Source organism: Micromonospora sp. NPDC005291, assembly GCF_040607415.1.
Lineage (GTDB): Bacteria > Actinomycetota > Actinomycetes > Mycobacteriales > Micromonosporaceae > Micromonospora.
Map to the genome: position 1 here is coordinate 111699 of NZ_JBEXGR010000006.1, position 19069 is coordinate 130767.

The window sequence follows — 19069 nt, forward strand, 5'->3', positions numbered from 1 at the left end:
TGCGCCGAACGCCGGTCCGGGGTTCAGCCGGTGGCCGGGTAGGCGTGCGTCTCGGCGGCCTTGACCGCCACCCAGACCCGCTGGCCGGGGATCAGCCGCAGTTGGGCGGCGGCGGCCGGCGTGACGTCGGCGGCCACCCCGATCGGCCCGTCCAGCTGCACCCGCACGTTGTCGCCGTGCCGCTGGACACCGGCCACGGTGCCCGCCCAGGTGTTGCGTGGGCTGCCCTCCGGTCGGGTCGGGTGCAGGGCCACCGCTGCCGGGCGGAACGCCACGAAGGCCTCGCCGTCCAGCCGGTCGGCGACGGTGAGGGTCAGCTCCGGCGCGACCCGTACCCCATGGCCGTCGGCCCGGCCCCGGTAGAGGTTCAGCCCGACCAGCCGGGCGACGTAGTCGGTGCGCGGGCGGGCAGTGACGCTCGGCCCGTCGCCCTCCTGCACCACCTGACCGCCCTCGACGATGACCAGTCGGTCGGCCAGCGCCAGCGCGTCCAGCGGGTCGTGGGTGACCAGCACCGTCGCGCCCGGATGGGCGGACAGGTGGCGGTGCAGCTCCGCGCGGGTGTCCAGCCGGGTGCGGGCGTCCAGCGCGGCGAGCGGCTCGTCCAGCAGCAGCAGCGACGGTGCGACGGCCAGCGCGCGGGCCAGCGCCACCCGCTGCGCCTGACCGCCGGAGAGCTGCCGGGGGCGGCGGTGCGCCTGGGCGTCGAGCCCCACCCGGCCGAGCCAGTCCCGGGCCGTGGCACGCGCGGCCCGCCGGTCGACGCCGTGCCGGCGCGGCCCGAAAGCCACGTTGTCCAGTGCGCTGAGGTGCGGAAAGAGCAGGTAGTCCTGGAAGACCACGCCGATCGACCGGTGCTCGGTGGGCACCCAACCCCGCGTCGCCGGGCGGTCCAGATCGATGCCGTCGAGGGTGACGTGCCCGTCGGTGAGCGGATGTAGCCCGGCCAGCGCGCGCAGCGCGGTGGTCTTGCCGGCGCCGTTCGGGCCGAGTAGCGCGACCACCTCGCCGGGCGCGACCCGCAGCGGTGCGTCGAGCCGGAAGGTACCCCGGTCGACGACGAGCCGGGCGTCGAGCAGTGGACTGCTCATGCGCTGGTCATCCAGCGGTCCCGCAACGCGACCAGGATGCCCACCGACACGACGAGCAGCACCAGGCTGAGCACGATCGCGGACTCCAGGTCGGTCTCCAACGCCAGGTAGACGGCGAGCGGCATGGTCTGCGTCCGGCCGGGATAGTTGCCGGCGAAGGTGATGGTGGCACCGAACTCGCCGAGGGCCCGCGCCCAGCAGAGCACCGCTCCGGCGGCCAGCCCGGGCGCCACCAGCGGCAGTGTGACATGGGTGAAGGTGGTCCATCGGCTGGCGCCCAGCGTCGCGGCGGCCTCCTCGTAGCGGTGGTCGGTGGCGCGTAGCGCACCCTCCACGGCGATGACCAGGAACGGCATGGCGACGAACGACTCGGCCAACACGACACCCGCGGTGGTGAAGGGCAGGGTGATGCCGAACGTGGCGTCGAGCCAGCCGCCGAGCAGCCCACGCCGGCCGAAGACCAGCAACAGCGCCACCCCGCCGACCACCGGCGGCAGCACCAGCGGCACGGTGACCAGCGCGCGTACCAGCCGGCGGCCGGGGAACTCGACGCGGGCCAGCACCCAGGCGAGTGGCACCCCGAGCAGTAGGCAGAGCACGGTGGCCAGGGTGGCGGTCTGCACCGACAGCCGCAGAGCGGTCAGCGCGCCCGGCTCGGTGAGCCGCTGCGGCAGGGTCGCCCATGGTGCCCGGATCACCAGCCCGGCCAGCGGCAGAACGAGGAAGAGCAGACCCAACCCGGCGGGGATCAACAGCGCTGCGGGCACCCGCCCTCGCCGTCGGGGAGGGGCGTGGTCGCGGACCTGGCTCATGGAGCCTGGAAGCCGGCCTCGGCGAGGACCGCCTGCGCCGGCGCCGAGCGGACGTACGCCACGAAGGCCCGCGCGCCGGCCGGGTTCGGCGCGTCCTTCAACGCGGTGATCGGGTAGTCGTTGACCGCCCGCGCCGACTCGGGAAACTCCACGCCGGTCACGTCGGCACTCGCTGCCCGCGCGTCCGTGCGGTAGACCAGGGCCGCGTCGACCTCGCCGAGCTTCACCTTGGCGAGCGCGCCCTTGACGTCCTGCTCCAGCGTGACCGGCGTCAGCGCCACGCCGGCCTCGTCCAGCGCGGTGCGGGCCGCCGCGCCGCAGGGCACCTGGCTGGCGCAGAGTGCCACCTTCACACCCGGGCGAGTGAGGTCGGCCAGCCCGGTCACCCCCTCCGGGTTGCCCCGGGGCAGCGCGATCACCAACTGATTGCGGGCGAAGGTGCTCGGTGTGCCATCGGCATTGCCGGCCTCGGTGACCGTGGTCATGTTCGCCGGGGCGGCCGAGGCGAACACGTCCGCCGGTGCGCCCTGGTTGATCTGGTTGGCGAGAGCGGAGCTGCCGGCGAAGTTGAGGGTCACGGTGCTGCCCGGATTGGCGGCCTCGAAGTCCTTCCCGATGCGGGTGAACGACTCCGTCAGCGAGGCTGCCGCGAACACCGTCACCGCGCCGGTGACCCGGCCGTCCGCGGCACCGCCGGATGCCCGGTCGTCGCCTCCGCCGCAGCCGGCCACCGCCAGCGCGGTCACCGCCACCACAGCCGCCAGGGCCGTACGCGTTCTCCGCGCGCTCATCCGTCGGACCTTCCCCTGGTCGTTGCGGTGGGCGCGGCCCGCTCCACCACCACCGTGGTCGACTTGATCACCGCGACGGCCACCGACCCGACCCGAAGGTCGAGCTCGTCGACCGCCTCCCGGCTCATCAGCGACACCACCCGGAACGGGCCGGCCTGGATGTCGACCTGGGCCATCACCGTGTCCTTACGAACGTCGACGACGATGCCGCGCAGCCGGTTGCGGGCCGAGGAGAACTCGGCGCCCGCGTCCGGGTCGGCGGCCTGTGCGCGGGCGAACGCGGCCAGGTCGACGCCGTCGATGACCCGGTGGCCGTGCTCGTCGCGCTCGGCCGTCAGCCGGCCGGCGTCCACCCAGCGGCGAATCGTGTCGGCGCTGACGCCGAGCAGGTCGGCCGCCGCACCGATCTGGAACGTCGTCACCGGCTCACCCTAGCGCCCGCATCTGCGAGTGCGAAAGCCCAATGAGGGCAGCTTCCGCGTACCTCATTGGGCGTTGTAGGCCGCAGGTGCGGCTCGCCGTCGGCGGCCGGCGTACGGAAGACGGCGACCGCGCGAACGACGCGCGACCCGCACGACGGAGGTCAGGGCCGGCGGGGGTGGCCCTTCAGGTGCCGGCCCAGTTCGCGGGCGATCTCCCGATTGGCGTCCCGCTCCGCCAGCGTCTGCCGCTTGTCGTAGGAGCGCTTGCCCTTCGCCAGGGCCAGCTCGACCTTGGCGAAGCCGTTCTCGAAGTACATCGAGAGCGGGACCAGGGTCACCCCACCCTCGCGGACCTTGTCCAGGATCCGGTCGATCTCGGCCCGGTGCAGCAGCAGTTTGCGGTTGCGGCGGGGAGCGTGGTTGGTCCACGTGCCGTAGGTGTACTCGGCGATGTGCAGGCCGTACAGCACGATCTCGCCGTCACGCTCGTGCGCGAACGCGTCGACCAGCGACGCCCGCCCCTCACGCAGCGACTTCACCTCGGTGCCGACGAGCACGATGCCCGCCTCGTAGGTGCGGAGCACGGTGTACTCGTGCCGGGCCTTCTTGTTGGAGGCGATCAGCCGACGCTCGGGCTGCTTGGACGGGGTCACCCGGCGACGATAGCCGGCCGTTGCCTCAGTCGGCCGCCGGGCGTTCAGAGCGCAGTCGCGCGGCCAGATCCCGCACCGCCTCCGCGAACGCGTCCTGCGACTCGCACGGCCAGTGCCCCAGGATCGGCGGGGGAACGCTGTCGCTGGGCGGCGCGACCACGTCCTGCGGGTCCTTCAGCCGGCGATCCACCGTCGCCGCCGGCCCGGTCAGCGTCTCCGTCTTCCCGGGCCGGTGCGCGGCGAAGATCCAGCCGCCGATCGGGTCGGTGTCTCGCCACAGGTTGATCCAGCGCCAGCCGACGCGCTCACCGATCTCCCGCAGCGCAGGCTCGTCGGCGTACGCCGGGAACAGCCGCGAGTACAACCGGCCCAGGGGCGACCCGTAGGTCAGCAGAGCGACCCGATCGGTGATCCGGGTCGGCAGTTGCAGCACCGTCGCGGCGAGCAGCACCGAACCGTGGCTGTGCCCGGCGAGCAGCACCCCCTGACCCTGCTCCACCAGGTAGGAGATGCGCTTGGCCAGCTCCGGCACGGCCCGCTCGGCATAGCAGGGCGGCGCGAACGGGTGCGCGGCCCGGGGCCAGAACGTGCCCAGATCCCACAACACGCCCACGTACCGGCGGAACAGCGCGGTCCGGTAGGCGAAGATGCCGCCGATCACCAGCCCGAGGATGATCGCGGCGATCACGTAGCTGCCGGATCCGATCAGAAAGTTGACCATGCTCTCGGGCACCCCGACGGAGCGCTGCGCAACGTCACCGGGGAGGAGCTGGAGCAAGCCGAGCACGCTGGTGGCCAGCCCGAGCGCGGCCAGCCCGGCGTACACCACGGAGAGCGGTTCCAGCCGCTCGGTGAACCGGGCCCGCGCCACCGCCTGCTCGACCCGGCGCAGCCGGTCCGCCGCCTTCGGTGGCGCGTGCGGAAAATCGGCGGCCACGATCGCCCGCGCGGCCCGCCGCCGTCCGCGCCGGGTCAGCACGGTGACCAGGCCCGCCACCAGCAGGGCGGTCACCACCGACAGGAAAAACCCGAAGATCGCCCACTTGTACGCCAGCGGAGGGCTGGTCTCCAGGCTGTCCGCGGTCGTCCCGTCGCGATCGAGCAGGTCCGCCACCCGGTAGACCAACTCCGCGGAGAACGCCACGGCGAGCCCGGCCGCGATGGTGACGAAGACCGGCGCTCCCAACGCGCGGAGCAGAGCCCCCCGCTGCCCGCCGCCGCGCCGCCAGATCACCACCGCGGTGAGGACGGCCACCAGCACGGTCTGGCTGACGAACAACCAGGCAACGGTCGCGCCGTACCCGGGGAGGGCGCCATCCTGCGGCCACGGAGCCGGGCTGACGACAACGTGCACGATCACCAGGATGGTCAGGCCGCAGGCGATCGTGCGCAGCCCGCGGAAAAGGGCGTCCAGTCGGGGCGCCCGGTCGGTCCGGTCGATGGCCCGCACCATGGTGAGCAGGACCAGACAGGTCAGCAGTACCGCTCCGGTGGCCGCCACCAGCGCCACCATCACCCACGAGGCGTGCTGGCTTGCCCGCGCCGCCAGCAGGCTGCCGTCGAGCGTGGCGAAGGCCGCGGCGACGTGCACCGAGCGCAGCCGACCCACCAGCGGCTCGCCGTCCCACTGACCGACCGCGCTCAACCGGTGGTTGGAGACCGGCGTCGACGGGGTGCGGAACGCGTCGAACGAATGGCCCGGGCGGGCACCCAGCCACCAGACGAACCCGATGGCGGCGACCGGCACCAGCGCCAGCACACCCAGGCGCAGCCCGGTCGGGCGCCCTCCGAGCCAGGACAGCCAGCTCCGGCCGGCCAGGCACGACGGCGTGCCCATGCAACGCCACGCGATCAGGTCCAACGCCACCCCGACGATGGAGAGCACGTAGAGCATCGTGAGGGTGAGGGCGAGCACCCGGCACAGCGCCATGATGCCGTACTTCGAGGCGTGGCTCGCCGGGCGCATCCAGAGCGCCACATTGCAGAGCATGAACGGCAGAAGGAAAACCAACGACAGCGTCCGCACCGCCGTCCCGGACGGCAGGTCGCTCCAGCGGTACGCCTCCAGCGTCACCCCGTCCGTCCCGGTCGAATCCGGATAGCCGGGACGCGGTCGGTAGAACCCTCCGCTGCGGTCGCCGGCGACCTGATGGACGTGCGGCCGGTTCAACACCTGGTCCGCCGCCGCACCGGAGACACCGTGCACCCGCAACTCCACGATCCCGCCCGACGTCGCCGGTCCGGTCGGCGACACGTCCGCCATAGGCCCCCCGAGGTGTGCGCGCCAGCCAGGCGGGTCGTCGATGTACGGCGAACCGCGCGGCTCCCCGGCTTACCCATCCCGAACCCGGTCAACCGTGGGTCGACACCCGGCCATGGTGCGGTCGACGCCCCGCAGGTGATTTCATGGCGCCATGGCGAACCCGGTGATCCTGACCGTCGACGACGACCCGGTGGTGTCCCGGGCGGTGGCCCGGGACATCCGACGCCGCTACGGCGACCGCTACCGGGTGCTGAGGGCCTCCTCTGGGCCGGAGGCGCTGGAAGCGTTGCGGGAGGTCAAGCTGCGCGGCGAACAGGTCGCGCTGCTGCTGGCCGACCACCGGATGCCGGAGATGACCGGCGTCGAGTTCCTCGAGGCGGCGATGGACATCTTCCCGGCCGCCCGCCGGGTGCTGCTCACCGCGTACGCGGACACCGACGCCGCGATCGAGGCCATCAACGTGGTCGACCTGGACCACTACCTGCTCAAGCCCTGGCATCCGCCGGAGGAGAAGCTGTACCCGGTGGTCGACGGACTGCTGGAGGCCTGGGCGGCCACCCCGGACGCGGCGAGCGCCGAGATCCGGGTCGTCGGGCACCGCTGGTCGGCGCCGTCGTTCAAGGTTCGCGACTTTCTGGCCCGTAACCTGGTGCCGTACCGCTGGCTGTTGTCCGACGACCCGGAAGGTGCCCGGCTGCTCGACGCGGCGGGGGCCACCGAGGCGGACGTGCCACTGGTGGTGACGGCCGAGGGTAAGGCGTTGGTCGCCCCGAACGAGGCCGAACTGGCCGCGCTGGCCGGGTTGACCGTGGTGCCGGCGGCTGACTTCTACGACCTCGTCGTGATCGGTGGTGGCCCGGCCGGCCTCGGCTCGGCGGTGTACGGCGCGTCGGAAGGGCTGCGCACCGTGCTCGTCGAGCGGCGGGCGACCGGCGGGCAGGCCGGGCAGAGCAGCCGGATCGAGAACTACCTGGGTTTCCCGGACGGTGTCTCCGGCGCCCAGTTGACCGATCGGGCACGGCGCCAGGCGGTGAAGTTCGGCGCCGAACTGCTCAGCGCCCGGGAGGTGGTCGGTCTGAGTGAGGCCGGCGGCGCGCGACTGCTGCGCTTCGGCGACGGCACCGAGATCGCCGCGCACACCGTGGTGCTGGCCACCGGGGTCTCCTACCGGGTGCTCGACGCCCCGGGGCTGGCCGACTTCACCGGTCGGGGAGTGTTCTACGGCGCCGCCGCCACCGAGGCGCCGAGCTGCGTCGAGCAGGACGTCTACATCGTCGGCGGGGCCAACTCCGCCGGTCAGGCGGCCGTGCACTTCTCCCGGTACGCGTCGAGGGTGCACCTGCTGATCCGGGGCGCGGACCTGACCGCCTCGATGTCGCGTTACCTGATCGACCAGCTGGAACGGATCGACAAGATCACGGTGCACCCGCACACCGCGGTGCTCGGCGGCGTCGGCCAGGATCACCTGCAACGACTCACCCTCTGCGACACCCGCACCGGGGAGGCTCGCTCGGTCGACACCTCCTGGCTGTTCATCTTCATCGGCGCGGAGCCCCGCACCGACTGGCTGGACGGGGTGCTGGTCCGCGACGGGCGCGGCTTCATCGTCACCGGCCCGGATCTGGTCGCCGGAGGGCGGCGGCCGGCCGGCTGGTCACTGTCGCGCGACCCGTACCACCTGGAGACCAGCGTGCCGGGGGTGTTCGCCGCCGGGGACGTGCGGGCCGAGTCGGTCAAGCGGGTCGCCTCGGCCGTCGGCGAGGGCGCGATGGCAGTTTCGTTGGTGCACCGTTACCTGGAGGCCCAGTGAGTGCGAGGAGTGAGCCGGGTTTGCGAGCCCCGCAGTCACGAACGGAGGAGGGCCAGTGAGTGCGAGGAGTGAGCCGGGTTTGCGAGCCCCGCAGTCACGAACGGAGGAAGCCCAGTGAGTACCGCGTCTGACCGGCTGACACCTGCGCAGCTGCGTACCCTGTTCCTGTTCGAGGCCCTCGACGATGGCCAGCTCGACTGGCTGGCCGAGCGTGGCCGGGTCGAGCAGCGCGCCGGGGGCACCCTGGTCTACGGCGAGGGCGAGGCCGCGACCTGCTTCTTCGTGCTGGTGCGCGGGGCGGTGGCGCTGAGCCGGCAGGTGCGCGGCGACGACGTCGAGGTCAGCCGGACCGACCAGCGCGGGGTGTACGGCGGGGCAGTCCAGGCGTACCTGGGTGACCAGGTCGAGCAGGTCTACCGCAACAGCCTGCGGGCGGTGACCGACGCGGACTTCTTCGTGTTGCCAGCGGAGGACTTCGCGCACGCCCTGCGGTCCTGGTTCCCGATGCCGATGCACCTGCTGGAGGGGCTGTTCTTCGGTATGCGGGATTCCCAGACCATCGTCGGCGAACGGGAGCGGCTGCTGGCCCTCGGCTCGCTCTCGGCGGGTTTGACCCACGAGCTGAACAACCCGGCCGCGGCGGCGGTGCGGGCCACCTCGGTGCTGCGGGACCGGGTCGCCGGGATGCGGCACAAGCTCGCGATGATCGCCGACGGCCGGCTCGACGGCACCGCCCTGCACGGCCTCGTCGCGTTGCAGGAGGAGGCGGTTGCCCGGGTCGCCACCGCGCCGAAGTTGACCCCGATGGCGACCGCCGACGCCGAGGACACCCTCACGGACTGGCTGGAGGAGCACGGGGTCGATGGCGCCTGGGATCTGGCGCCGATCCTGGTGGGCGGCGGGCTCGACACGGCCTGGCTGGCGCAGGTGAAGGCGGCGGTCGGACCCGCCGACCTGGAGGCCGCGGTGCGCTGGCTCACCTACACCGTCGACACCGAGCTGCTGATGCGTGAGATCGGCGACGCGGTCACCCGGATCTCCGGCCTGGTGGGCGCCGCCAAGCAGTACTCGCAGTTGGACCGTGCGCCGCACCGGGTGGTGGACGTGCACGACCTGCTCGACGCCACGCTGGTGATGTTCAAGGGGAAGATTCCCGCCGAGGTCAAGCTGGTCCGCGAGTACGACCGCGGCCTCCCACCGGTTCCGGCGTACGCGGCCGAGCTGAACCAGGTGTGGACCAACCTGATCGACAACGCGTTGGGCGCGATGGGGGAGAAGGGTGTGCTGACCGTCCGCACCGGACGCGTCGGTGACCTGCTGGCGGTGGAGATCACCGACACCGGCCCCGGTATCCCGCCCGAGGTCCGTCCACGCATCTTCGAGCCGTTCTTCACCACCAAGCCGGTCGGCTCGGGCACCGGGTTGGGGTTGGACATCTCGTACCGGATCGTCGTGCGCAAGCACCACGGCGACATCCGGGTGGAGACCGAGCCCGGGCGGACCACATTCCGGGTGCTCCTGCCGATCACCGAGGGGCCGCCGCCGGCCTGACCCGCCGACCGTTCGTCGCCTCCACCCGGCGGGGCTGACCCTGCGGCGTCACTTCGGCACGGGGCGAACGATGACCGCCGTACGGTCGGCGACCATGACGATCAGCCACACACCAACCGCCACCGAGTACCTGACGATCAACCCGAGCATCCTGTACTTCGGTACCCCGGTGGTGCTGCTGAGCACCGAGAACGACGACGGCAGTGCCAACCTGGCGCCGATCTCCTCGGCGTGGGCCCTCGGGCAGGTCGTCGTGCTCGGTCTCGGCGGCGACGGGCAGACCGCGCACAACCTCGCCGCTCGCCCCGACCTGGTGATCAACCTTCCCGCTGCGGATCAGTGGGAGGCTGTCGAGCGGCTGGCGCCGCTGACCGGACGGCACCCGGTGCCGGCGGACAAGCGGGACCGGTTCCAACACGAGCCGGCGAAGTTCGAGGCAGCCGGCCTGCGGCCGCAGCCGTCGCGCTGCGTCCGACCACCCCGGGTGGCCGAGTGCCCGCTGCACCTGGAGGCCCGTGCCTCCCGGATCCACACCGACGTCACTGACACGTTCCTCATCGTCGAGGCCCACGTCCTGGCGGTGCACGCCGACGCGGGCATCGTCGTGCCGGGCACCAACCACGTCGACCCGGCGGCCTGGCATCCGTTGATCTACAACTTCCGCCACTACTTCGGGCTCGGCGCCGAACTCGGTCACAGCTTCCGCTCGGAGACGCCGGCCGGCTGACCTGGCCGACTCTGGATGGCGACGACACGCCATTGGCACACCCGTGCGACGCGCCGATTACCTGAAGACATCGAACGGTTGCAGGCAGTAGTCTCGGGCGGCATCCGTGATCCCCGCCCCCCGAGGAGGGTCTGTGGAGTCGATGGCCCGCCAGCGCACCGCTGCCGAGGACGACGACCAGCCGGGCGATCCGCCCGCCGCCACGATGTTGCCGGAGTTGGAGGACCGCGACTGGTTGCACCACGCGCAGGAGTTCGCGCACACCAGCTTCTGGGCGGTGGCCCGCCGGCTGCCCCGGCTGGTCCGGGAGGCGGTCGGGCTGGCCTGGGCCACCAACCGCAGGGACACCGTCGCCTCCATCGGCCTGAACATCTCCGCCGGGGTGATGACCACCTTCGGTCTGCTCGCCACGACCAGCGTGCTGCGCGAGCTGTTCGCCGCCGGTCCCACTCCGGACCGGGTCCGCTCGGCCCTGCCGGCGCTGATCGTGGCCGCGGCGGCGGTGTCGGCACGTGGTGGTCTCACGATCGCGGCCGGCTGGGCCCAGGCCCGGCTGACCCCACAGATCAACTATCAGGTGGAGCTGCGGCTGTTCGAGGCCACCACGGCGGTGGACCTGGCCGCGTTCGACGACGCCGGCTTCGCCGAGGAGATGGACCGCGCGCGGGACCGGGGGATGATGGAGGCCGCGTACATCGTCGACCACACCGTCAACCTGGTCACCGGCGTGGTCGGGATACTCGCCACCGCGGTCGCGGTGACCGTCATCCAACCGCTGCTGCTGCCCTGCCTTCTGCTCGCCGCGGTGCCCCAGGCCATCACGGCGGTGCGGATGGCTCGCCGGGAGTACCTGGCGATGCTGGCCCGGATCACCCGGCGCCGTCGGATGTGGATGCTGGCCCACCTGATGGCCAACCGGCGCACCGCCGCCGAGGTGCGCGCCTACCAGATGCGCGACTTCCTGCTGGCCGAGTATCGCGGGGTGATGGCCGTCGAGACCCGGGCCCAGCTGCGTCTGGTCCGTTCGCAGACCGGCACCCGGGTGGTCGGCGCCACGGTGGCGGGGCTGGCCACCTTCGGGGTGTACGCGGTCCTCGGCGGCCTGCTGCTGAACGGGATGGTCGCCCTCGCCGCCGCGGCCACCGCGCTGCTCGCCCTGCAGTCCGCGCGGACCAGCCTGGGTGTCTCGGTCATCGCCACCAACTCGCTGTACGAGGACGCCCTCTACTACCAGGACTACCGGGACTTCCTGGCCCGCGCCCACGCCCGGGTGCCGATCGGAGGCGACCGGGTGATCGACGGTGTCGACGCGATCGAGGTGGACGAGGTGAGCCTGAGTTACCCGGACACCGACCCCCCGGCGGTGGACCAGGTCAGTCTGACCGTCCGGCGAGGTGAGGTGATCGCGTTGGTCGGTGAGAACGGCTCGGGCAAGACCACCCTGGCCAAGCTGATCGCCGGGCTCTACCAGCCGACCGGTGGGGTGATTCGCTGGGACGGCGTCGACGCGGCCGAGTTGGACCCACGCGCCCTCGGCGCCCAGGTGGCCGTGATGACCCAGGAGTGGTGGAAGTTCCCGTTCACCGCCGGGCAGAACATTCGCGTCGGGCGGCACGACCGCCCGCCGGAGCGATCCGGCCCCAGCGTGCAGGAGGCCGCCGGCGCGGCCGCCGCACACGACATGATCGTCGGCCTGCCGCACGGCTACGACACCCTGCTCGACCGGGAGTTCAAGGACGGCCACGAGCTGTCCGGCGGGCAGTGGCAGCGACTGGTCGCCGCCCGCGGCCTCTACCGGGACGCCGCCCTGCTGATCTGTGACGAACCCTCGGCAGCCCTGGACGCCCGCGCCGAAAACGCCCTGTTCCAGCACCTACGCCGTCGCCCCGACCGGGCGGTCGTCCTGATCACCCACCGGTTGGCCAACGTCCGGCACGCCGACCGGATCTTCGTGATGGAACGGGGCCGGCTCGTCCAGCAGGGCAGCCACGACGAGCTGATGGCGGCCGGTGGCCTCTACCGGGAGCTGTTCGAGCTCCAGGCCGCCGGCTACCTCGCCGGCACCGACGACGCACTGCCGCGCTAACCCCATCGCGCCGCGCCGCGCCGCGCCGCCCGCGCCGCCCGCCCGCCCGCCCGCCCGCAAGATCGTGCTCGATCCTGGAAGTAGTGGCCTCGCAGCCCTTCTGATGCCACTGCAACCAGGATGTAGCACGATCTTGCGGCGGGCGGCGGGCGGCGGGCGGCGGGCGGCGGGCGGCGGGCGGCGGGCGGCGGGTCAACGCGGTCAGGCGCGGCGGTCGGGGGTGAGGAAGTCGGCGAGCGCCCGGGTGTGGGTGGAGAACGCCAACTCGACCGGGTCGGTGAGCACCAGCCACTCGGTGGCCTCTTCGGTCGGCGCCGACGGTGGCAGGTCCTCGGCAGCCCGTTCGGGCAGCACCCCGAAGATCATCATTGTGCCGCCCGCCGGGGCGCCGTGCACCGCGAAGAGGCGGGCGTCCTCGGCCGCCGCGACCAGCCCGGTCTCCTCCCGCAGCTCACGGACGAGCGCGTCGGACCACTCCTCGCCGTACTCGATGAAGCCGCCGGGCAACGCGAGCAGCCCGCGGGCCGGCTCGATGTCCCGGCGGACCACCACCACGCCCAGGCCCTGCGGGGTACGCACCGGCAGCACCGCCACCGCGACGGGCAGGGGGTTGCGCCAGACGGTCTCGCCGCAGACCGCGCACACCCGTGGCCATCCGGTGGCCAGCGGGTAGGCGGCGCCGCAGTAGGAGCAGTGCGAGTACGGCGTGCCGGTCATGCCGCAGCACGTTACCCCGATCGCCGCTCAGGCTGCGGCGCCGCCGCTCGCGCTCAGGCCTCCGGGGCGCCGGTGTAGAAGGCGGTGGTGCGCTCGGCGGCGGCCTTCGCCTCGTCGGCGTCGGTGCCGGCGGCGATGCTCGCCTCACCCCAGAGTTGGCTGCTCAGCGCCATGGCCCGTCGTCCCTCGTCGGACGCGCTCCACTCGGCGCTCTGCTCCGGGGTGACCCCGCTGCCGTCGCCGGCCAGGTGCGAGGCGAGGCCGAGCAGCCCCAGGTCCCAGCCGACGCCGACTGCGCCCGGCCCGAACTGGGCCCACCGGTCCTGGTCGACGTGGGCGATGTGGTCCAGGTCGAGGCGGCTCCGCTCGTCGTCGACCGGGGTGACCCGCACCTCGATCCAGCTCACCTCGTCGCCGTACTCCCAGGTGGCGGTGAAGCGGTGCGGCGGCTCGCAGCTCTCGATGGTGCCGTGGGCGTTGCCCTGGAGCTCGTACTTACCGTGCAGCCGCAGGTCGCCGGAGATCGGCAGGAACCAGCGTGGGATGCGTTCGGCGTTGGTGCAGGCGTCCCACAGATCCTCGGCCGTCGCCTGGTAGGTCTGGCTGATCGTGGTCACCCGAGCCTCGCCGGCCTCCAGGGTGCGGCTGCCGACCTGCCGCTGGACGGCGTTGATCTGCTCGGTCGCGTCGAACATCAGGTGTTCCTCTCGTCGGATGGGTCGGCGGGCCCGCGCAGCCGACGCTCACGTCGGCCCCGGGCCAGCTCGGTGGCGAGTGCCGCCAGGGGCGGGGTCCAGAACCGGCGGAAGTGCTCCAGCCAGCCGTCGACCTCGCGCAGGGGGCGCGGGTCGACCGCGTACAGCCGCCGGGTGCCCTCCGGTCGCACGGTGGCGAAGCCGTTGTCCCGCAACACCTTGAGGTGCTGGGACACGGCGGGCTGGGAGATGCCGAACTCGTCGCGGATGACCGCGCTGAGGGCGCCAGCGGTCTGCTCGCCGCTGGCGAGCAGCTCCAGGATGCGGCGCCGGACCGGATCGCCCAGCACGTCGAAGGCGTGCACGACGCCTTTATATCACCACGGGCTTATTTAAGCCAAGGCTGATACGCCGACCAGCTTGTCCAACCGGATCGGCAGGTCCCTGATCCGCACGCCGGTGGCGTGGTGCACGGCGTTGGCGATCGCCGCCGCAGCGCCGACGATGCCGATCTCGCCGATGCCCTTCACCCCGGCCGGGTTCAGCTCGCCGTCCTGCTCGTCCAGCCAGTACGCCTCGATGGACTCCACGTCCGCGCAGCCGGTGATGTGATAGGTGGCCAGGTCGTGGTTGACCCAGTCGCCGTACCGCTCGTCGAGCAGTCCCTCCTCGTGCAGCGCCATCGACAGCCCCATCGTCATGCCGCCGATGAGCTGGCTGCGCGCCGTCGTCGGGTTCACCACCCGGCCGGCCGCGAACACCCCGAGCATCCGGTTCAGCCGCACCTCGCCGGTGTCCGCGTCCACCCGCACCTCGGCGAACTGCGCCCCGTACGCGTACCGGGGCAGCACGGCCTGCCCGCCCACCTCGTCGGCGGTGTCCGCCTCGGCGGTCACGCCACCGTCCGCCGGCACCCCATCGGGAAGGTCCCGCAGCTTGTCGCGCAACGCCTGACAGGCTCGGATCACCGCCCAGCTCCAGCTGGCGGTGCCCATCGAGCCGCCGGCCACCGGGGCGGTCGGCAGGTCGCTGTCACCGATGCGGATCTCGACCCGCTCCGGCGGCACCCCGAGTGCGTCGGCGGCCACCTGCCACATCGCAGTCCGGGCGCCGGTGCCGATGTCGGTGGCGTTGATCTGGACCAGGAAGCCGCCGTCGGGCCGGGCGGTGGCCATGGCCGAGGACGGCCTGGCCCGGGCCGGGTAACTCGACCCGGCCACACCCGTGCCGATCAGCCAACGCCCGTCGCGTCGGGCCCGGGGTGTCGGGTCCCGGCCCGCCCAGCCGAACCGCTGCGCACCCTCGCGCAGGCAGGCCACCAGGTTGCGGCTGGTGAACGGTCGCCCCTGGTCGGGGTCAACCTCCGCGTCGTTGCGGATGCGCAACTCCACCGGGTCGATGCCCACGGCAATCGCCAGCTCGTCCATCGCCGACTCCAGGGCGTACGCGCCGGGGCACTCGCCCGGGGCCCGCATCCAGAACGGCGTGGGCACGTCGAGGCGGACCAGCCGGTGCGTGGTGCGTCGGTGGGGTGCGGCGTACATGCTGCGGGTGTAGACGGCGATCTGCTCGGCGAACTCCCGGATGGTCGAGGTCTGGCTGATCGCGTCGTGGCAGATCGCGGTGAGTCGCCCGTCGGCGTCGGCGGCGAGGCGGACCCGCTGGATGGTGGGGGTGCGGTAGCCGACCGGCCCGAACAGCTGCTGGCGGGTCAGCGCCAGCTTGACCGGTCGGTCCACGTGCCGGGCCGCGAGCGCGGCCAGCACCACCGCGGCCTTGGCGTACCCCTTGCTGCCGAAGCCGCCACCGACGTGCTCGGTGACGACCCGGATCGACTCCGGCGGCAGCTCGAACAGCTCGGCCAGCGTGCCCCGCACCGCCGACGCACCCTGGTTGGAGTCGTGCACCAGCAGCCGCCCGTCGCGCCACTGCGCCGTCGTGGCGTGCGGCTCCATCGGGTTGTTGTGGTACGCCGGCGTGCGATACGTGGCGTCCATGCGCACCGGGGCGGCCGCGTATCCGGCGTCGAAGTCGCCCTCGGCGGTGTCCGTCGGGTAGCTGGGGTTGACCTGGTCCGGTCGGTACAGGCCGGGATGGTCGGTGGTGAGCACGGTGCTGTGCGGCTCGGCGTCGTAGTCGATCCGCACCAACCGGGCACCCTCCCGGGCCGCCTCCAGGCTGGTGGCCACCACCACCGCGATCAGCTGCCCCCGGTAGTGCACCCTCGGCTCCTGCAACAGCCACAGCTCCGGCTCCGGGCCGGGCGCGATGCGGGGCGCGTTGCCGTGGTGCAGGACGGCCAGCACGCCGGGAGACGCGAGCGCCTCGGCCGTGTCGACCCGGGTGATCCGCCCCCGGACCACTGCCGACGGAACCGCCCAGCCGTACGTGACCCCGTCCACCGGGTACTCCACCGCGTACCGTGCCGTGCCGGTGACCTTCTCGCGGCCCTCCAACCGGGGGTACGCCCGGCCGACCGCGTCGGTGGTCACGACGACGCCCTCTCGGCGAGCTCGCTGAGCGCGCGTACGGTGATGGCCCGGATCAGCGGCAGCTTGAAGCCGTTGTGCCGCAACGGACGCGCCTCGGCCAGTTCCGCGTCGGCGGCGCGTGCGGCAAGCTCCGGGCTGAACGGTCGGCCCCGCAGTTCCTCCTCGGCCCGGTAGGCCCGCCACGGCCGGTGCGCCACCGCCCCGTACGCCAGCCGCACGTCGCGGACCACGTCGCCGTCGAGGTCCAGCACCGCGGCCACCGAGCCGGCGGCGAAGGCGAACGAGGCCCGGTCGCGCACCTTGAGGTACGTCGAGTGGCGCGCCGCCGGCAGCGGCGGCAACCGGACGGCGGTGATCAGCGCGCCCCGGGCCAGGGTGGTCTCCCGCTCCGGGTGCGTGCCGGGGGAGCGGTGCAGGGCGGTGATCGGGATGTCGCGGGTGCCGTCGGTCTCGTGCACCTCCACCACCGTGTCGAGTGCGGCCAGCGCGACGGCCAGGTCGGACGGGTGGGTGGCCACGCACTGCTCGGACCAGTCCAGCACCGCCAGGTCGCGGTTCTGGCCGTGCAGCGCCGCGCAACCGGTGCCCGGGTCCCGTTTGTTGCACGGCTTGCCGGTGTCCTGGAAGTAGACGCAGCGGGTGCGCTGCAACAGGTTGCCGCCGGTGGTGGCCATGTTGCGTAGCTGTCCGGAGGCGGCGGCGAGCAGGGCGCGGGCCAGCACCGGGTAGTCCCGGCGGACCACCGGGTGGGCCGCGAGGTCGCTGTTGCGGACCGTCGCGCCGATCCGCAGTCCGCCGTCGGGCGACTCCTCGATGGTGTCCAGCGGAAGCCGGGTCACGTCCACCAGCACGTCGGGGCGCTGCACCCCGAGTTTCATCAGGTCCACCAGGTTGGTGCCGCCGCCCAGGTACGCCGCCTGCGGTTCCGCGGTGAGCACGGCGACCGCGTCGGCCACGTCGGTCGGGCGGTGGTAGCGGAACGCCCTCATCGGGTCGCCGCCGTCTCGCGCACGGCCGCCACGATGTGCGGGTACGCGGCACAGCGGCACAGGTTGCCGGCCATCCGCTCGCGGATCTCCGCGTCGGTCAGCTCGGCCGGTGCGCTCAGGTCGTCGGTGACCGCGCTCGGCCAGCCCCGGGCGACCTCGTCGAGCATGCCGCGGGCGGAGCAGAGCTGCCCGGGGGTGCAGTAGCCGCACTGGAACGCGTCGTGGGCGATGAACGCGGCCTGCAGCGGGGACAGCTCGTCCGGCCCGGCCAGCCCTTCGACGGTCACCACCGACCGGTCGGCCAGCGTGACCGCGAACACTAGGCAACTCTTCACCCGGCGGCCGTCCAGCAGCACTGTGCAGGAGCCGCACTGGCCGTGGTCGCAGCCCTTCTTCGCCCCGATCAGGCCGAGGTGCTCGCGCAGCGTGTCCAGCAGTGTGGTGCGGTTGTCCAGCCGCACCTCGCGTGACGCGCCGTTGACCTCGAACGCCACCCGGGACGAGTGCCGCTCGTCGGTGGTTGTCTCGTTCTCCGGTCCGCCCTGCACCGGCCCAGACTAGCTTTATCGGTACATTTGAGGGCGAATAACGCGGGAGGTGGGGCGGGTGCCGGACCTACCGGTGACCGCCGGGTTGCTGCTGGCCGCCGGCGCCGGGCGGCGGTACGGCCGACCGAAGGCGCTGGTCGAGCTGGCTGGCGAGCCGCTGGTGCGACGCGGGATCCGGCTGCTCGGCGACGGTGGCTGCGCACCCGTGCACGTGGTGCTCGGCGCGGGCGCCGACGAGGTGCCCGCCCTGTCCGGCGCGGTGCCGGTCCGTCACGACCGCTGGGCCGAAGGGCTCGGTTCGTCCCTGCGCCGGGGTCTGGCCTCACTGCCGGCCGACGTACCGGCGGCTGTCGTGGTCCTCGTCGACCAGCCGCTGCTCAGCCCGGTCGCGGTCCGCCGGGTGCGCGGGGCGTACGCGCGCGGCGCGGTCGTCGCGGTCGCCACCTACGCCGGTCGGCCGGGGCACCCGGTCCTGCTGCGTCGGGAGACCTGGCCGCTGCTGGACGGGTACGCCGTCGGCGACCGGGGTGCCCGCGACCTGCTGCGCGACCGGCCGGACCTGGTGGTCGAGGTGCCCTGCGACGACGTCGGCTCACCGGTCGACGTGGACACCCCGGCCGACCTGCTCGGGCTGCGACGGGTCAGCGACGCGTGAGCCACCGGGGCAGCCCCTCGCTCGTCACCGCGTGATAGGTGATCATGACGATGACGCCGATCAGGCCCAGCAGCGGATTGACGAACCAGCCGAGCAGACCGCTGAGCCCGTACAGGACCAGGCCGGTGATCGGTCGCAGCCGCTGCCTCCGCACGTACTCGGGAGTGACCCGGCGTTGGAGCAGCGCCGGGTGGCGGCGCAGGTAGCCGAAGAACACCAGCCAGGGGGCCGACATCAGCGCGGCGGCCAGCGCGTACAGGGCGACGGCGGCGCGCTGGTCGTCGGTGTCGCCGTGGGTGAACGCGGACGCCAGCACGGCGGTGGGAAACGGGATGATCACCGCGCCGAAGAGGATGCCGAGGTTGATCCAGCTCAGCGCGAGGGTGGTCCCGCGGATCAGGCGGACCAGCGCGTGGTGGTTGAGCCAGAGCACCCCGATGTAGACGAAGGACACCACGAACGCGAGGTAGGACGCGCCCTCGCCGAGTAGCCCGCTGAGCAACTCACCCTCGTGGTATTCCGGCACCCGCAACTCGATGACCAGCAGCGTGATGACGATGGCGAAGACACCGTCGCTGAAGGCGGTCATCCGATCGGTTTCGGACACGCGTGACCCGCTGTCGGGCTGCTCGACCTCGTCGGGCGCTGCGGCCATTGGCGAAGGCTAACCGTCGGTGCGCTTCGCCGACGGCGGATCGTCGGAACGCGAAGCCGACTGTGGACGGAGGTCGAACGGGGAGTGTCAACACGATAATACTGTGTATTAT

Annotated in this window: 18 protein-coding genes; 5 read left to right on the forward strand and 13 right to left on the reverse strand. The window is 72.6% G+C overall.

All coding sequences use genetic code 11. The features are described 5' to 3' along the window. Nucleotides 1-23 precede the first annotated feature (23 nt). The 6 genes from ABZT18_RS11015 to ABZT18_RS11040 all read right to left on the reverse strand — a co-directional run bounded on the left by ABZT18_RS11015 (nucleotide 24) and on the right by ABZT18_RS11040 (nucleotide 6032). Entirely contained in the window at nucleotides 24-1091 is a 1068-nt protein-coding gene (locus ABZT18_RS11015) for an ABC transporter ATP-binding protein (protein WP_354994286.1), read from the reverse strand. Next, on the reverse strand, nucleotides 1088-1903 hold the full coding sequence (locus ABZT18_RS11020) for an ABC transporter permease (RefSeq protein ID WP_354994285.1): 816 nt from the start codon (nucleotides 1901-1903) through the stop codon (nucleotides 1088-1090). Before ABZT18_RS11020 ends, ABZT18_RS11015 begins: the two co-directional genes overlap by 4 nt. After that, complete coding sequence (gene modA, locus ABZT18_RS11025) at nucleotides 1900-2694, reverse strand: molybdate ABC transporter substrate-binding protein (RefSeq protein WP_354994284.1); 795 nt, start codon at nucleotides 2692-2694, stop codon at nucleotides 1900-1902. The genes ABZT18_RS11020 and modA overlap by 4 nt, the downstream gene beginning before the upstream one ends. Continuing rightward, on the reverse strand, nucleotides 2691-3116 hold the full coding sequence (locus tag ABZT18_RS11030) for a TOBE domain-containing protein (RefSeq protein ID WP_354994283.1): 426 nt from the start codon (nucleotides 3114-3116) through the stop codon (nucleotides 2691-2693). The genes modA and ABZT18_RS11030 overlap by 4 nt, the downstream gene beginning before the upstream one ends. A gap of 161 nt (nucleotides 3117-3277) precedes the next feature. Then, nucleotides 3278-3769: an SsrA-binding protein SmpB gene (gene smpB, locus ABZT18_RS11035; protein ID WP_354994282.1), complete on the reverse strand. Its 492-nt coding sequence runs from the start codon at nucleotides 3767-3769 to the stop codon at nucleotides 3278-3280. 25 nt (nucleotides 3770-3794) lie between these two features. Beyond that, complete coding sequence (locus tag ABZT18_RS11040) at nucleotides 3795-6032, reverse strand: hypothetical protein (RefSeq protein WP_354994281.1); 2238 nt, start codon at nucleotides 6030-6032, stop codon at nucleotides 3795-3797. Nucleotides 6033-6183: 151 nt separating this feature from the next. On the opposite strand from ABZT18_RS11040, the gene ABZT18_RS11045 reads away from it, so the two are divergent. The 4 genes from ABZT18_RS11045 to ABZT18_RS11060 all read left to right on the forward strand — a co-directional run bounded on the left by ABZT18_RS11045 (nucleotide 6184) and on the right by ABZT18_RS11060 (nucleotide 12206). Continuing rightward, a complete protein-coding gene (locus tag ABZT18_RS11045; RefSeq protein ID WP_354994280.1) occupies nucleotides 6184-7842 on the forward strand; it encodes an FAD-dependent oxidoreductase in 1659 nt (552 codons plus the stop codon). Between the two features lie 114 nt (nucleotides 7843-7956). Continuing rightward, nucleotides 7957-9393 carry an ATP-binding protein gene (locus ABZT18_RS11050; RefSeq protein WP_354994279.1) on the forward strand — a complete coding sequence of 479 codons (1437 nt, stop codon included), beginning with the start codon at nucleotides 7957-7959 and terminating at the stop codon, nucleotides 9391-9393. 94 nt (nucleotides 9394-9487) lie between these two features. After that, nucleotides 9488-10120: a flavin reductase family protein gene (locus ABZT18_RS11055; RefSeq protein ID WP_354994278.1), complete on the forward strand. Its 633-nt coding sequence runs from the start codon at nucleotides 9488-9490 to the stop codon at nucleotides 10118-10120. A gap of 142 nt (nucleotides 10121-10262) precedes the next feature. Next, entirely contained in the window at nucleotides 10263-12206 is a 1944-nt protein-coding gene (locus tag ABZT18_RS11060; protein WP_354994390.1) for an ABC transporter ATP-binding protein, read from the forward strand. 201 nt (nucleotides 12207-12407) lie between these two features. Here the strand turns inward: ABZT18_RS11060 and ABZT18_RS11065 are convergent, their stop codons facing one another. Genes ABZT18_RS11065 through ABZT18_RS11090 form a run of 6 tightly spaced genes read right to left on the reverse strand, consistent with a single transcriptional unit; the run spans nucleotide 12408 to nucleotide 17593 of the window. Then, on the reverse strand, nucleotides 12408-12923 hold the full coding sequence (locus ABZT18_RS11065; protein ID WP_354994277.1) for an NUDIX domain-containing protein: 516 nt from the start codon (nucleotides 12921-12923) through the stop codon (nucleotides 12408-12410). 53 nt (nucleotides 12924-12976) lie between these two features. Then, nucleotides 12977-13618: an SRPBCC family protein gene (locus ABZT18_RS11070; protein WP_354994276.1), complete on the reverse strand. Its 642-nt coding sequence runs from the start codon at nucleotides 13616-13618 to the stop codon at nucleotides 12977-12979. Continuing rightward, a complete protein-coding gene (locus tag ABZT18_RS11075; RefSeq protein ID WP_354994275.1) occupies nucleotides 13618-13983 on the reverse strand; it encodes a metalloregulator ArsR/SmtB family transcription factor in 366 nt (121 codons plus the stop codon). Before ABZT18_RS11075 ends, ABZT18_RS11070 begins: the two co-directional genes overlap by 1 nt. Before the next feature lie 27 nt (nucleotides 13984-14010). Then, nucleotides 14011-16110, reverse strand: coding sequence for a xanthine dehydrogenase family protein molybdopterin-binding subunit (locus tag ABZT18_RS11080; protein ID WP_354994274.1), 2100 nt, complete (start codon nucleotides 16108-16110; stop codon nucleotides 14011-14013). Continuing rightward, entirely contained in the window at nucleotides 16107-17099 is a 993-nt protein-coding gene (locus ABZT18_RS11085) for a xanthine dehydrogenase family protein subunit M (RefSeq protein ID WP_354994273.1), read from the reverse strand. The genes ABZT18_RS11080 and ABZT18_RS11085 overlap by 4 nt, the downstream gene beginning before the upstream one ends. After that, entirely contained in the window at nucleotides 17096-17593 is a 498-nt protein-coding gene (locus tag ABZT18_RS11090; protein WP_354994389.1) for a 2Fe-2S iron-sulfur cluster-binding protein, read from the reverse strand. Before ABZT18_RS11090 ends, ABZT18_RS11085 begins: the two co-directional genes overlap by 4 nt. Nucleotides 17594-17705: 112 nt before the next feature. Here ABZT18_RS11090 and ABZT18_RS11095 point away from each other — a divergent pair, with 112 nt between their 5' ends. Continuing rightward, on the forward strand, nucleotides 17706-18302 hold the full coding sequence (locus tag ABZT18_RS11095) for a nucleotidyltransferase family protein (RefSeq protein WP_354994272.1): 597 nt from the start codon (nucleotides 17706-17708) through the stop codon (nucleotides 18300-18302). Here ABZT18_RS11095 and ABZT18_RS11100 read toward each other — a convergent pair. After that, nucleotides 18289-18957: a TMEM175 family protein gene (locus ABZT18_RS11100; RefSeq protein ID WP_354994271.1), complete on the reverse strand. Its 669-nt coding sequence runs from the start codon at nucleotides 18955-18957 to the stop codon at nucleotides 18289-18291. The genes ABZT18_RS11095 and ABZT18_RS11100 overlap by 14 nt on opposite strands. Nucleotides 18958-19069: the final 112 nt, after the last annotated feature.

Excerpts from the sequence above, each read along its gene's own strand:
- ABZT18_RS11085 (WP_354994273.1), bottom strand. The coding sequence starts at position 17,099 with ATGAGGGCGTTCCGCTACCACCGCCCGACCGACGTGGCCGACGCGGTC.
- ABZT18_RS11070 (WP_354994276.1), bottom strand. The coding sequence starts at position 13,618 with ATGTTCGACGCGACCGAGCAGATCAACGCCGTCCAGCGGCAGGTCGGC.
- ABZT18_RS11015 (WP_354994286.1), bottom strand. The coding sequence starts at position 1,091 with ATGAGCAGTCCACTGCTCGACGCCCGGCTCGTCGTCGACCGGGGTACC.
- ABZT18_RS11055 (WP_354994278.1), top strand. The coding sequence starts at position 9,488 with ATGACGATCAGCCACACACCAACCGCCACCGAGTACCTGACGATCAAC.
- ABZT18_RS11060 (WP_354994390.1), top strand. The coding sequence starts at position 10,263 with ATGGCCCGCCAGCGCACCGCTGCCGAGGACGACGACCAGCCGGGCGAT.
- ABZT18_RS11040 (WP_354994281.1), bottom strand. The coding sequence starts at position 6,032 with ATGGCGGACGTGTCGCCGACCGGACCGGCGACGTCGGGCGGGATCGTG.
- ABZT18_RS11020 (WP_354994285.1), bottom strand. The coding sequence starts at position 1,903 with ATGAGCCAGGTCCGCGACCACGCCCCTCCCCGACGGCGAGGGCGGGTG.
- ABZT18_RS11065 (WP_354994277.1), bottom strand. The coding sequence starts at position 12,923 with ATGACCGGCACGCCGTACTCGCACTGCTCCTACTGCGGCGCCGCCTAC.
- ABZT18_RS11045 (WP_354994280.1), top strand. The coding sequence starts at position 6,184 with ATGGCGAACCCGGTGATCCTGACCGTCGACGACGACCCGGTGGTGTCC.
- modA (WP_354994284.1), bottom strand. The coding sequence starts at position 2,694 with ATGAGCGCGCGGAGAACGCGTACGGCCCTGGCGGCTGTGGTGGCGGTG.
- ABZT18_RS11100 (WP_354994271.1), bottom strand. The coding sequence starts at position 18,957 with ATGGCCGCAGCGCCCGACGAGGTCGAGCAGCCCGACAGCGGGTCACGC.